11 protein-coding genes are annotated in these 13,484 nt (G+C 71.4%); 7 read left to right on the plus strand and 4 right to left on the minus strand.

The genetic code is table 11. The features are described from left to right. Positions 1–23: 23 nt before the first annotated feature. Complete coding sequence (locus tag ACWPXV_RS04835; RefSeq protein WP_454084164.1) at positions 24–1,478, plus strand: glucose-6-phosphate dehydrogenase; 1,455 nt, start codon at positions 24–26, stop codon at positions 1,476–1,478. A 253-nt stretch (positions 1,479–1,731) separates the two neighbouring features. Continuing rightward, positions 1,732–3,537: a M14 family zinc carboxypeptidase gene (locus tag ACWPXV_RS04840; RefSeq protein ID WP_454084165.1), complete on the plus strand. Its 1,806-nt coding sequence runs from the start codon at positions 1,732–1,734 to the stop codon at positions 3,535–3,537. 60 nt (positions 3,538–3,597) lie between these two features. On the opposite strand, the gene ACWPXV_RS04845 is transcribed toward ACWPXV_RS04840, so the two are convergent. Further along, positions 3,598–4,005: a DUF1801 domain-containing protein gene (locus tag ACWPXV_RS04845; RefSeq protein ID WP_454084166.1), complete on the minus strand. Its 408-nt coding sequence runs from the start codon at positions 4,003–4,005 to the stop codon at positions 3,598–3,600. A 91-nt stretch (positions 4,006–4,096) separates the two neighbouring features. After that, the gene (locus ACWPXV_RS04850; protein WP_454084167.1) at positions 4,097–4,750 is read right to left on the minus strand and encodes an SDR family oxidoreductase; all 654 of its coding nucleotides are present in this window, start codon (positions 4,748–4,750) and stop codon (positions 4,097–4,099) included. Positions 4,751–4,955: 205 nt separating this feature from the next. Here ACWPXV_RS04850 and ACWPXV_RS04855 point away from each other — a divergent pair, with 205 nt between their 5' ends. From ACWPXV_RS04855 to ACWPXV_RS04870, 4 genes are all read left to right on the plus strand, one after another. Beyond that, positions 4,956–8,435: a S8 family serine peptidase gene (locus ACWPXV_RS04855; RefSeq protein ID WP_454084168.1), complete on the plus strand. Its 3,480-nt coding sequence runs from the start codon at positions 4,956–4,958 to the stop codon at positions 8,433–8,435. Positions 8,436–8,676: 241 nt separating this feature from the next. Continuing rightward, complete coding sequence (locus tag ACWPXV_RS04860) at positions 8,677–9,576, plus strand: Ltp family lipoprotein (protein ID WP_454084169.1); 900 nt, start codon at positions 8,677–8,679, stop codon at positions 9,574–9,576. A gap of 57 nt (positions 9,577–9,633) precedes the next feature. Beyond that, the gene (locus ACWPXV_RS04865) at positions 9,634–10,164 is read left to right on the plus strand and encodes a hypothetical protein (protein WP_454084170.1); all 531 of its coding nucleotides are present in this window, start codon (positions 9,634–9,636) and stop codon (positions 10,162–10,164) included. Between the two features lie 2 nt (positions 10,165–10,166). Next, entirely contained in the window at positions 10,167–10,475 is a 309-nt protein-coding gene (locus ACWPXV_RS04870; RefSeq protein ID WP_454084171.1) for a hypothetical protein, read from the plus strand. A 106-nt stretch (positions 10,476–10,581) separates the two neighbouring features. On the opposite strand, the gene ACWPXV_RS04875 is transcribed toward ACWPXV_RS04870, so the two are convergent. Beyond that, positions 10,582–10,881 (minus strand): hypothetical protein, encoded by a 300-nt coding sequence (locus ACWPXV_RS04875; protein ID WP_454084172.1) that lies wholly within the window; start codon positions 10,879–10,881, stop codon positions 10,582–10,584. 90 nt (positions 10,882–10,971) lie between these two features. On the opposite strand from ACWPXV_RS04875, the gene ACWPXV_RS04880 reads away from it, so the two are divergent. Then, a complete protein-coding gene (locus ACWPXV_RS04880; protein WP_454084173.1) occupies positions 10,972–11,598 on the plus strand; it encodes a TetR/AcrR family transcriptional regulator in 627 nt (208 codons plus the stop codon). Between the two features lie 124 nt (positions 11,599–11,722). On the opposite strand, the gene ACWPXV_RS04885 is transcribed toward ACWPXV_RS04880, so the two are convergent. After that, complete coding sequence (locus ACWPXV_RS04885; RefSeq protein ID WP_454084174.1) at positions 11,723–13,327, minus strand: peptide chain release factor 3; 1,605 nt, start codon at positions 13,325–13,327, stop codon at positions 11,723–11,725. Between the last annotated feature and the right edge of the window lie 157 nt (positions 13,328–13,484).

A 13,484-nucleotide genomic window follows, 5' to 3' on the forward strand; every position in this document is an offset into this window, starting at 1 on the left:
CGCCCACGCTCGGAAGGGAAGTCATGGCTGAGACGGTCCACGCCGCCCGCGAGGAGATCCGCACCCTGCTCGTCCTCGGAGCCAGCGGCGACCTCGCCGGCCGCCTCCTGCTGCCCGGCCTCGGTCGCCTGCTCGCCACCGGACGCGCCCCGGAGCTGCGGCTCGTGGGCTCCGGCGTCGACGACTGGGACGACGCGCAGTGGCGCAAGCGGCTCACCGAGGCCTTCGCCGTCCAGCCGAGCATCGAGATGGCGCCGTGGGAGGCCTTCCCCTCCCTCGCCCACGAGCCGGGCGAGGAGACGCTGCGACGCCTCGAGCGTGAGTCCGTCTACGTCCAGGCCGACGTCACCCGGGCCGACGAGCTGCGCGGGGTGCTCGAGCAGTGCGAGGGACCCATCGGGATCTACTTCGCCCTGCCGCCCGCCGTCACCGAGCGCGCGTGTCTCGCTCTCGAGGAGATCGGGCTGCCGGAGGGGACCCGTCTCATCATCGAGAAGCCCTTCGGGACGGACGGGGAGTCCGCGCGGCGGCTCAACGCCGTCGTCGGCAGGCTGGTGCCCGAGGACCAGGTGCACCGCGTGGACCACTTCCTCGGCAAGAGCACCGTCCTCAACATCCTCGGGTTCCGCTTCGCCAACCGGATCTTCGAGCCGATCTGGCGCGCCACGCACGTGGAGAGCGTCGAGATCGTCTACGACGAGGACCTCGCCCTCGAGGGCCGCGCCCGTTACTACGACGGCTCCGGTGCGCTGCGCGACATGATCCAGAGCCACCTCCTCCACGTCCTCGCGCTCGTCGCCATGGACCCGCCCACCACGCTGGGGGACCGCGACGTCCGCGACCGCATCGCCGAGGTGCTGCGCGCCACCCGCGCGGGCGAGCCCGAGGAGCACAGCCGCCGCGCCCGCTACGGCGCCGGCCGCATCGGCGCCCGGGAGGTCCCGGCCTACGCCGAGGAGCCCGGTGTCGACCCCTCGCGGGAGACCGAGACGCTCGCCGAGGTCACCGTCTTCATCGACAACTGGCGGTGGAAGGGCGTGCCCTTCACCCTCCGCAGCGCCAAGGGCATCACGCCCACCCGCAAGGAGGTCGTCGTGACCTTCAAGCCGGTCCCGCACCTGCCCGTCGGTCTGGAGGGCACCTCCCAGCCGGCGCGGGTCCGCATCGGCCTGGGCCCGGAGTGCCTGGACCTCGAGCTCGACGTCAACGGCTCCGGCGACCCGTGGTCCCTCGACCGTGTCACCCTCTCGACGACCTTCGGCGGGGCGGAGCTGCCCGCGTACGGCGAGGTCCTCGCCGGCGTCCTCGAGGCCGACCCGCTCCTGTCCGTCCGCGGTGACGTGGCCGAGGAGTGCTGGCGCGTCGTCGAGCCGGTCCTCGCGGCGTGGAGCGAGGGGCGGGTGCCGCTGGGGGAGTACCCGGCCGGCTCGCCCGCCACCGCGGCGACGGCGAAGGCGGAGACTTCTGTCATTCCTTGACGGCCAGGTACGCCGTCGTTAATGTCCGACTCAACGGGGGGCCTTGCGAGGCCAAAGTAGGCCGTTGCCGTGTGGTGATGTCGCCGCACGGCGGCCGGGCTGTGCACCCCGGAATGTCGGCAGTCCGCATGGGGGTGTGGAACCTGGTGTCCTCGACGTCTTTTCCCGCGTCCCCGCGTTCTCGAGGGGGTGAACGGCGCTTTCTTCTCACCGTGGAGTTGACCACGCAGGCTTGAGCAGAAGAGGAAAAGACATGCAACGTTCCGCAGTACGTGACAGACGCAGGATCGCGGTCGTCGGAGCCGCCGGCGCCGCACTCCTCGCCTCACTGGTGGCGACGCCGCCGTCGGTGGCGCAGGTGCAGGAGGCGGCGGTGAACGGGCTCGAGGTCGAGCAGGAGATGGGCTTCGCCACGCTGACGTGGGAGCCGGTCCCCGGGATCACCGAGTACCAGATCGAGCGCACGCCGGTCGACGAGAGCAACGAGCCGGTCGGCGAGCCGGTCATCACCGGCATCTGGCGGCCCAACCGCCAGGTCGACCAGAGCGTGCCCGCCTTCGCCGACGCGAACTTCGACCCCGGCGACCGCTTCCGCTGGCGCGTGGGCATCGAGGGGGACTTCTCCGAGCCGGTCTACGACACCACCCTGCCGCAGTGGGGCGACCTCGACGTGCCCGGTGAGGGTCTGCGCACCGGCTGGGAGCAGACCTTCGGCGAGCGCTTCACCACGGACGTCGAGGAGGCCGAGTACACCGAGGAGCTGGACGAGCTGAGCGACCGGGTCCGCGTCGTCGAGATCGGACGCACGCTCCAGGACCGGCCGATCAACATGTTCGTCATCGGCTACCCCAACCCGCCGGAGACGGCGGAGGAGGTCGCCGCCGGCAAGACGGCGCTGGTCAACTGCAACGTCCACGGCAACGAGCCGTCCTCGCGCGAGGCATGCCTCATCATGGCGCGCCAGCTGGCCTTCGGTGAGGACGAGCGCACGCTCGACCTCCTGTCCGAGGCCACCATCCTGCTCGTCCCGTCGATCAACGCCGACGGGCGCGCCCTCAACCGGCGCGGCAACGCGACCGGCCAGGACCTCAACCGCGACTTCTCCCTCCTGCGCCAGCCGGAGACCTTCGCCTTCACCGCGATGCTGCGTGACTACCAGCCGGACGCCGCCTTCGACGGTCACGAGTACGGCAACAACCAGGCCGGTGACCTTCCCATCCTCTTCTCCCGGCACCTCAACGTCCCCGAGGTGGTCCACCTGCAGAGCAAGGACCTCGTGGAGAACTGGCTCTACGAGCGCGGCTCGGAGGACGGCTGGTGGTTCTGTCCCTACGGCTGTGAGGGCGGCAGCACGGTGGGCCAGAGCCAGGAGACGATCCTGCGCAACACCCTGGGACTGAAGAACATCGTCGGCGTGCTCCTCGAGGCCCGCAGCTCCGGCGGGGAGACCCGTCCCGCCGACGGCGGCTCCCAGACGCCCGAGGCCCGCAAGCGCAAGACCTACTCGGCGATGTACACCTTCGAGCAGTTCTTCGACTACTTCCACGCCAACAAGGAGCAGATCGAGGCGGCGGGCGAGCAGGGCCGGCAGGAGCAGGCCCGCAACCGCGGGGACATCGTCTTCCGCGGGTCCTACACCGTCGAGCCGTTCCCCGCCCCGCACCCCGGTGAGGCACCGCCCAACCCGGAGATCCCGGGACCCGAGCAGATCCTCACGGCGCCGGTCTGTGGCTACCTCCTCACCGAGGAGCAGTACCGCGGAGTGCGGGAGGACAGCCCGGAGGGCTTTGCGACGACGCTCGAGGACCGCATCGAGGCGCACGGCTGGCGGGTCCAGGAGCGAGCACGCGGGTACATGGTGCCGCTGACCCAGGAGCAGCGCGGGCTCATCCCGCTCCTGCTCGACGGCCAGGCCGCCGAGCCGTGGACCAGTGCCCAGCGGCTCTACGGCCCGGCGAACCACCGCACCACGCTGCCCGACAGCGCGTGCGGGAAGGTGACCGAGCCGCCGTCGCGTCGTACCCCGACGACGGCGGAGCTCAGCTACGCGGGCGACTGACAGTCGCGTAGGTGGCCGGCGCGCCCCGGGGGATACCGTTCCCCCGGGGCGCGCTGCTGCCTAGGAGGGGTACTCCGCGCGGGTGAGGTCGCAGGAGTCGGCGATGAGGAAGCGCAGGACCTCCTCGTCGACGTCGTCGAGGCGCTTGAGGTAGAGGCACGCGTTGCCCGGCTTGTAGGGGCCGAGCCTGGCGAGCTGCTCGGGGTAGCGCTCCTCGTAGCCGCCGATGAGGTAGACGACGAGGTTCGCCTTGCGCGGGCTGAACGCGGCGAGCGGGGCGTCGCCCTCGCGGCCGGACTGGTAGACGTAGTGGTAGCTGCCGAAGCCGATGATGCTCGGCCCCCACATGACGGGCTCCTCGCCGGTGAGGTCCCGCATGATCTCGACGAGACGTTCCGCGTCGGCCCGGCGGGTGGCGTTCTCGACACCCGCGATGAACTCACGCGGGTCGACGTCGGTGGGCTGCACGGCGGCCTCCTTCGGCTCGGGGTGAGCCCACGATAGACCGCCCCAGGCGGCCGCCGGCAGGGGGGGCGCGCCCGGGGCGGGGCCCATCGCACTAGCGGGCGAGCGCCTCGGTGATCGGGGTGTCGCCGTCGGCGAACTCGATCATCTTGCCCACGGTGGCGGGCTCGTCGAGGGCGGCGACGATGACGCGGGCGACGTTCGCGCGGGAGGTCTTGTGCTCCCCGCCGTCGTCGGCCGTCACGAGGTCGATGGAGCCGGTGGGCTCGTCGAGGGTGAGGGCGCCGGGGGCGACGATCGTCCAGTCCAGGCCGGAGTCGCGCACGTGGTCGTCGGCGTCCGCCTTGGCCTGGGCGTAGGTGTAGAAGGAGTTGTCCTCGGGCACGCCGTGGTCCTGGCGCGCGCCGACGAAGGAGACCATGACGAAGCGGCGCGCCCCGGCGAGCTTGGCGGCGTCGACGGTGCGGATGGCGGCGTCGCGGTCCACCGCCCAGGTGCGCTCGGGGCTGCCGCCGCCCGCACCGGCGCTCCACACGACGGTGTCGGCGCCGCGCAGGACGTCGGCGAGCTCCTCGGTGGAGAGGTGCTCGACGTCGGCGACGACGGCGCTCGCGCCGGTCTGCTCGACCTCCTCGCGGTGGTCGGGGTTGCGGAAGACGCTGGTGACGGCGTCCCCGCGCTCGGTGAGCAGGGGCGCCAGCAGGAGCGCGACCTTGCCGTGGCCGCCGATGATCGTCACGTTCGCCATGGTGTTCTCTCCTCGAGGTGGGGGACCGGTGCCTCTCGACGCTAGGCGCACACCCGGAGGTCCGCACATGGGCGGCGCCGCCGGGATCGTTACCGTTCTGTAACTTGGGCATGGTTCGCGGTAAAGCGGATGTCACACGGGTCACTTACGGTGCTGTGCAGGGCGTCACACCGGCGCCCATGTCCACTTCCAACGGGGGATACCTGTGACACCACCTGTCCGTACCACCAACGGATCGCAACGCCGCATCCGTTCCGGCCTCAGCGTCGCCGCCGCCGCCGCGCTGCTGGTCACACTCACCGGCCCCGCGGCCACCGCGGACGACGCCGAGGCAGCGACCACCGCCGCGCAGAGCGCCGTGCAGCTGTCCTCGCCCACGGGCGCCTACTTCATCGAGTTCGCGCCGCAGCCCACCACTCGCGGCGGAAGCACCGCGAGCATCCAGCGCGCCCAGCGCAGCTTCGCCGCCGAGGCGGAGTCCGCGGGTGTCGAGCTCGAGGTGCGCCACGAGTTCAGCACCCTGTGGACCGGCATCTCGGCCGACATGGACGACGCCGCCGCCGAGATCGTCGCCGACCTGCCCCAGGTCAAGGCCATCTACCCGGTGCTGCCCGTCGCAGCGCCGGAGCGCCCCGTCTCCGAGCCCGAGCTGGTCAGCGCCCTGTCGATGACTGGCGCGGACATCGCCCAGAGCGAGCTCGGCTTCGACGGTGAGGGCATCCGCGTCGGCATCATCGACACGGGCGTCGACTACGACCACCCCGACCTCGGCGGCGCCGGCGTCGACGGCGAGACCGAATTCCCCTCGGACAAGGTCGTCGCCGGGCACGACTTCGTCGGCGACGACTACAACTCCGACCCGGAGAGCGACGCGTACCAGCCCGTCCCCATGCCCGACGGCGACCCGGACGACTGCAACGGGCACGGCACCCACGTGGCCGGCATCGTCGGCGCCGACGGCGACGTCGACAACGACGGCGTGCGCGGCGTGGCCCCGGGCGTCGAGCTCGGCGCCTACCGCGTGTTCGGCTGCGAGGGCTCCACCGAGTCCGACATCATGGTCGCCGCCATGGAGAAGGCCCTGGAGGACGGCATGGACATCGTCAACCAGAGCATCGGCTCGGCCTTCTCCACCTGGCCGCAGTACCCGACGGCCGTCGCGAGCGACAACCTCGTCGACGCGGGCGTCGTCATGGTCGCCTCCATCGGCAACAGCGGCGAGTCCGGCACCTGGTCCGCCGGTGCACCCGGCGTGGGAGAGGACGTCATCGGCGTCGCCTCCTTCGACAACGTCTCCATCACCGCTCCGGTCGTCGAGATCGACGGCGAGGAGCACCCGTACTTCGCTGCCACCGGCTCCCCGGCGGCGCCCACCGAGGGCTCGCTGCCGCTGACCCGGCTCGGTGACCCGGGGACTCCCGCGGCGCGCGCCTGCCCGGACGTCACCGCCGACCTCACCGGCCAGGCCGTCCTCATCGAGCGCGGCGCGGACCCGGCGAACCCGGACTGTGACGCGAGCTTCTACGCGAAGTCGTTCCGGGCGCAGGAGGCCGGTGCGGCCGCCGTCGTCATCTACAACAACGTGCCCGGCATGATCAACCCGACCGTCGCGGGCACGCCGCCGATCACCATCCCGGTCATCTCCATCTCCCAGGAGGCGGGCCTCGCGGCCGACGCCGCCGTGGTCGACGGCGGAGCGACGCTCACCTGGACCGACGAGCGGGGCTCCGCCCCGAACGTCACCGGTGGCCTCATGTCGAGCTTCAGCTCCTACGGGCTCGCGGCCGACCTCACGCTCAAGCCGGACCTCGGGGCGCCGGGTGGCAGCATCCTGTCCACCTACCCGCTGGAGGAGGGGGAGTACGCAACCATCTCCGGCACCTCGATGGCCGCACCGCACGTCGCCGGCGCGGCGGCGCTGCTGCTGGAGGCTCGCCCCGACACGGACGCGCACGACGTGCGCGACCTCCTGCTCAACTCGGCCGACCCGGCCACGTGGTCCGGCGCGCCGAACCAGGGCTTCCTCGAGCCGGTCCACCGCCAGGGTGCGGGCATGCTCGACATCGACGACACGATCATGTCGACCGCCACGGTCACCCCGGGCAAGCTCTCCCTCGGCGAGTCCGAGGGGGGCGCAGTCACGAAGACGCTGAAGGTGACGAACAACGGCGGCGAGGACGTGACGTACCAGCTGTCCTCCCTCAACGCCGTCGCCACGGCCGGTGACCCGGACGACCCGGAGTTCCTCGACGGTGAGGCCCGCGTGGTCATGCCGGACGAGCTCACCGTCCCGGCGGGTGGAAGCGCGTCCTTCGACGTCTCCATCACCCCGCTGGAGCTGGACCTGGCGCAGTACGGCGGGTACATCGTCCTGACGCCGGAGAACAACGGCGCGCCGCTGAGCGTGCCCTTCGCCGGCTTCGCGGGCGACTACCAGGCGCTGCCGCTGCTGGAGAACCTCGGCGAGCTCGACCTGCCGGCGCTCGGCCAGATCGCCGAGTGCGACCGCTTCATCGGGATCGACTGCGCCGCCGGTGGTGACTGGTACCTCGCCGACACGGACGGGACCATGTTCACGATGGCCGACGGCGACGTGCCCACCGTCCTGCTCCACCTCGAGCACCCCGTTCAGTCCCTGACCTTCACGATCTACCGGCCGATGCCGGAGGGGGCTCGCACGAGCACGCAGGCCATCGAGGGGCAAGCGGTGGCCCGCTACGAGCAGCACGTCGGCCGCGACTCGGGCACCTTCACCGCCTGGACGTGGGACGGCACGCGCAGCACGCGTGATGGCGGCCGCGCTCCGGTGCCGGACGGGCACTACATCCTCGAGGTCGAGGCGCTCAGCGCGCTCGGCGACCCGGACAACCCGGCCCACACCCAGAAGTGGTCCACCCCGTCCTTCGCCATCGACCGTGACGGCGACGGCGAGGTGCCGCCGCTGGAGCCGGAGCCGGTGGAGCCGGGGCCGGCGCCCCAGCAGTACGGCTTCTTCCTCAACGACGGCTGGGACGGCAAGCCCGAGCACGTCTTCCAGTACGGCCGGCACACCGACGAGGTCCTCATCGGCGACTGGGACGCGGACGGGACCGACACCATCACCGTGCGCCGGGAGAACCGCTTCTACGTCAACAACGCCCCTCGGGGCGGGGACGCGGACAGCGTGTTCACCTACGGGCGCCCCGGTGACGTCGTCCTCGTGGGTGACTGGAACGGCGACGGCCGCGACACGCTGGCCGTGCGCCGGGGCTCGACCTACCACGTGAAGAACTCCCTGCGTGGGGGCGAGCCGGACCACGTCATCACCTACGGCCGTGTCACTGACGCGATCATGGTCGGTGACTGGGACGGCAACGGGACCGACACCTTCGCGGTGCGCCGTGGCTCGACCTACTACGTGAAGAACTCGATGCGTGGTGGGGACGCCGACCGCACGTTCACCTACGGCCGCGAGGCTGACGTGACGCTGGCCGGTGACTGGGACGGCAACGGCACCGACACCTTCTCGGTGCGCCGCGGCAACGCGTACTTCGTGAAGAACTCCCTCGCCGGCGGCGACGCCGACTTCTCGGTGCGGTTCGGCCGTGAGGGCGACGAGGTGCTCGTCGGTGACTGGAACGGCGACGGCCGCGACACCCTCGGCGTGCGCCGCACGCCGTCGGAGACGGCCGAGCCGAACGGCTGAGCAGTAGAGCTCCTCGGCTGACGCCTGCCAGGGCCCGTACCGCTCGCGGTGCGGGCCCTGGTGCGTCCGCTGCCCTGTCGCTTGTTCGTCAGACGTCGCGGAGTAACGCGAGTAGCGTGAAGGTGCTGGAGGCACCGCCCGTCGTGGTGCCGCAGGGGGACGACGAGGCGCTGCACCAGCCAGGACGCCGCAGGCAAGCACGCGACGCCTCGGCATCGCAGCAGCACAGACGGAGCCCTCCATGTCCCAGCACCAACCCCCGCCGTACTCCGCGCCCTGGAACGACGGCCCGCCGGTCGACTCACCCACCGTGGGCGGCGCGCCGGAACGTCCTCGGCCCTGGTACCGCAAGAAGCGCTACCTCATCCCTGTCAGTCTCGTGGCGCTGTTCCTCGCCATCGGTGCCGTCAGCGGCGGGGACGACCCCGCTCCGCCGACGGCCGCGGAGACGACCGAGGCGGTCGAGACGGCGAGCGAGGACGCGGAGGACACCGCTGCGGCAGAGGCGGCCGCCGCCGAGGAGCGCAAGGCCGAGCAGGCTGCGGCGGAGGAGGCCGAGAAGGCCGAGCGGCTGGCGGCCGAGGAGGCGGAGCAGGAGGCGGCCGAGGGGGCTGAGCGCCTGGAGGCGGAGCAGGCCGCGGCCGAGGAGGCCGAGCGCCTCGCCGCGGAGGAGGCTGAGCGGATCGCCGCCGAGGAGGCAGCGGCGGCGGGGACGGTGTCGCAGCAGAACGCGCAGCGCTCCGCGGAGAACTACCTCGACTTCTCGGCCTTCTCCCGCTCCGGGCTCATCGACCAGCTGGAGTACGAGGGCTTCTCGACCGAGGACGCCGAGTGGGCCGTCGAGCACGTGACGGTCAGCTGGAAGGAGCAGGCGCAGCGGTCCGCTGAGGGCTACCTCGACTTCTCGGCCTTCTCGCGCACCGGCCTCATCGGCCAGCTCGAGTACGAGGGCTTCTCGGACGAGCACGCTACGTGGGCCGTCGACAACATCACGGTCGACTGGAGCGAGCAGGCGGCCAAGTCTGCGGAAAACTATCTTGAGTTCTCGTCGTTCTCCCGCTCCGGGCTGATCGACCAGCTGATCTACGAGGGCTTCACGAGCGAGCAGGCGCAGTACGGGGTGAGCCAGACGGGGCTGTAGACCGCGCACAGGGCGGCGGCTCTTGCGAAGGCGCCGGCGGGGGCGTGTGATGGAGGTATGGCCATCATCCCTCCGTTCACCGACGAGTACCCCGGCATCAGGGCCGACTGGTCCGCGTGCGACCTCAACGACCTCGCCCCGTGCGGTGGTGTCGACGTGAAGGCCGACGGGAAGGTGGCGTGGGCCGAGTTCGTCGAGCACGCGGTGACGGTTGGGTGGCCGGGAGTCGAGCGTCTCGGCGGGCAGCCGGGGACTGTGGCGGACGTCGTGCGCGCGAATGTCGACGTCTTCGGCCAGTCCGTGGCGCAGACCGTCGCGTCGGTACGGGCGACAGACCGCAGCGAGGGACGGACGCGGACGTTCGCCTACGCCGAGTGCGAGTTCGCCCCCGGGACCTCCCGCTTCCAAGCGCAGCTGCCCGACGGCGAGGACCGCTACGAGATCCGCGAGGTCTCCTTCCTCTTCGAGACCGGCACCAAGACCGCACCGATCCGCGACCCCCAGCTTGCCGCCGCCCTCGGCATCGAGCCGGGGGAGCGGTTGCCGCTCACCGAGTACGCCGCCCGCCGCGCCGAGGCGGCGGGTTAGCGGTGGGCCGGGGTCCGGGACGACCGACGTCGGCGTCCGTCGTCGCCACCGACGAGACGACCGACCTCGACGGCGCACGCTCGCCCGCCGGCGAGGTCCACGCCTGGGTGCCGGGCACCAACCAGACCGTGTGCGGGCTCGCCCTGAGCCGCGAGCGGCTGCTGCGCTTCTCGCACGTCCCGTGGGCGGAGGTCCAGCCCGCCACGGGCACCCACGCCGACGCCGTTACGTCCCTGTGCCCGCGGTGCGCGGCCGGGATGGGCGCGCGTCGCGGGGAGAAGAGGTGGAAGCGCACCGACCCGCGCCCGTGAGCGCCGTCCGCGCGGACGCGGCGGATGACGGTGCGGGGCGCCGTCCACGCCACGAGGACCGCTGGTCCGGGCGCTTCTCCCGGGCCAACGGCCCTCGACTCGCGGGTCAGGCTGAGGCGACGACGTCGAGGATCTCGAGCGACTCGAGATGGACGCCGACCGCGGCCGATTCGGCCTTGTTCGCTTCGATGTGTGCCAGCAGGGCGTCAGCGCTGCGGTGGTTCTCGAAGACGATCATCTGCTGCGACCGGCTGCCGTCCGGTGTGCGCGCCCACACGCCGTGCACGAACCCAGGCAACGCCTGGAGCTCCGGGACGATCCGTTCGCGGAACTGGCGGTCGCGTGAGGCGGTGTCGACGTTGTCGTCGGACAGGGACCACACGGTGGTGACCGAACATCTGCTCATCACGATCTTCTCTCAGAGGCGACCGGCTCGCGTCGGCTGCCGAGTCGCTAGTGTGAGTCACTAGTGATCTCATCTAGTAGAGTTCCACACATGGTCAGTGCGGTCAATGGTCAGCCCGTCAGCAGGAAGGCGAAGGCGGCCGTGACGAAAAGGCGCATCATCGAGGCGGCGTCCTCGCTGTTCGTGACAAACGGCTACCACGGGTCGTCGATGGCGATGATTGCCGAGCGTGCCGGCGTCGCCGTGCAGACGGTCTATTTCGTCTTCCACACCAAGTCCGAGCTGTTCGCGGCAGCGCTCGACGCCGCCGTGCTCGGCCCGGAGGGCAGGCCGCCGATGGAGCAGGGGTGGGCCGAGCAGGCCGCCTCGGCGACGGGCGACCCAGCGGCTGCTCTGCAGGCCTTTGTCCGCGGCGCGGGGCCGATCCTTGAGCGGGCATCGGCGCTGTCCGAGGTGGCACGCGCCGCCGCGGCCACCGATCCGGACCTCGCCGAGATCTACCGCTCGCGCGAGGTGTTCCGCGTCGAGGGGTACCGGGCGTTCGTGGACGGGTTGAACGTGACCGACGTGGCCCCGGCGTACGCCCTCGACGTCCTGCTGACGCTGCACAGTGCGCGGGTGTACCTCGCCTTCCGCGAGGGCCGCGGCTGGTCCCACGCCGAGGTCATCGAGTGGATGGCGCAGACCATTCCCGGGCTGGTCCTACCCGCCCCGTGAGCGTGGCCCGACGAGGGCGAGTCGGTGCTCACCGACCTGTGGACGCCGCGTGACCGTGCCGACGGCCGGTTCCCCTTGCCGTCGACGCGTTCTCACCACCCGGACGGTGCGTCGGTGGTGGCGCTTACGTCGCGACCAGCGGCTCGAGGACGACGTCGGGATGGTTGCGTTGGATCGACCGCGCTCGCCACTGGTCGGGGAGGAGCACGAGCAGCTCGCCGTCCTCGCGGTGGACGACCTCGACGCCCCACTCCCCACTCAGCGTCGGGGCCCAGGCGGGGGTGGTGCGCCGCGCCACGCTGTAGCCCAGTGACTCCAGGTGGATCGGGGCGCCGAACTCCGCGCTCATGCGACTCTCGGCGACCTCGAACTGCATCGGTCCCACGGCCGCCAGTACCGGCGCCTGCTCCCCTCGCAGGTCGGAGCGCAGCACCTGGACCACGCCCTCGGCCTCGAGCTGGGTGATGCCGCGGCGGAACTGCTTGTACCTGCCCGTGTCGACCCCGCGAGCCACCGCGAAGTGCTCCGGTGCGAAGGTGGGTAGGGCGGGGAACTGGACCGGGGGGCCGGCGTGGAGCGTGTCGCCGATGCGCAGGTTCGAGGCGTTGACCAGCCCCACGACGTCGCCGGGGTAGGCCACCTCCACCAGGCTGCGGTCGCGGCCGAAGGCCTGCTGGGCGTACTTCGTCGCGAACGGTTTGCCCGTGCGCGCGGTGGTCACCACCATGCCGCGCTCGAAGACGCCCGAACAGACCCGGATGTAGGCCAGTCGGTCGCGGTGTGCGGTGTCCATGCCGGCCTGCAGCTTGAAGACGAAGGCGCTGAACGGTGCGTCCAGCGGGCGTGCCCGGCCCTCGCGATCCGTCCTGGGGCCGGGCGCAGGGGCCAGCTCCACCAGCGCGTCGAGCAGCCGGCGCACACCGAAGTTGCGGACGGCCGCGGCGAACAGCACCGGGGTGGAGATGCCACCGAGGAACATCTCCTGGTCGTGCTCGGCGCCCGAGGCAGCCAGCAGCTGTGACTCCTCCCGGGCGACCGTCCAGGCGTCTCCCTCGCGGGCGGCTGCCTCACCGGCGCTCATGCGTTCCTCGGGGGCGATCTCCGCCCCGCCCGCGGTCGGCGTGAACGCGACGTAGTCAGCGCTGTCCCGCTCGACCACGCCGCGGAAGTCGCCGGCGATCCCGACCGGCCAGGTCAGCGGAGTGGGCGTCAACCCGGTGCGTTCGGTGATCTCGTCCATGAGCTCCAGCGGGTCCTTTCCCGGCCGGTCCCACTTGTTGACCACGGTGATGATCGGGATCCCGCGGTGCTTGCAGACCGCGAACAGCTTCATCGTCTGCACCTCGAGCCCCTTGGAGGCATCGATGAGCATGATCGCCGCGTCCACCGCCGTCAGGACCCGGTAGGTGTCCTCGGAGAAGTCCGCGTGGCCCGGGGTGTCGACGAGGTTCAGCACCGTGTCGCGGTAGGTGAGCTGCAGCACCGCCGAGGAGATCGAGATCCCGCGGGCCTGCTCCATCTCCATCCAGTCCGAGACGGTCGTGTTGCGCCCGGCCTTGCCGTGCACGTGCCCGGCCTTGGTGATCGCCCGGGCGTGCAGGGCCAGCGCCTCCGTCAGCGTGGATTTGCCCGCGTCCGGGTGGCTGATCACCGCGAACGTCCGACGACGTGCTGCCGCGCCCACGGGCTCGTCGGTCACGCCGGCCTGTTGTTCCAGCACGTGCTGCATCACTCCCACCGCCGATTGTCGGCGCTGTTCTAGGTCTGGCCAGTCGCTCGGAGGCAGCAGGAAGCTGCCGACGCGTGGCTGTGTCAGGTTGTCACATCCCTCGGGGACGCTCGCACGCGGTGACGTACCAGGTGCTCGTGCTCGGCACGGTCTCCTT

It is taken from the genome of Georgenia sp. Marseille-Q6866 (assembly GCF_965111665.1).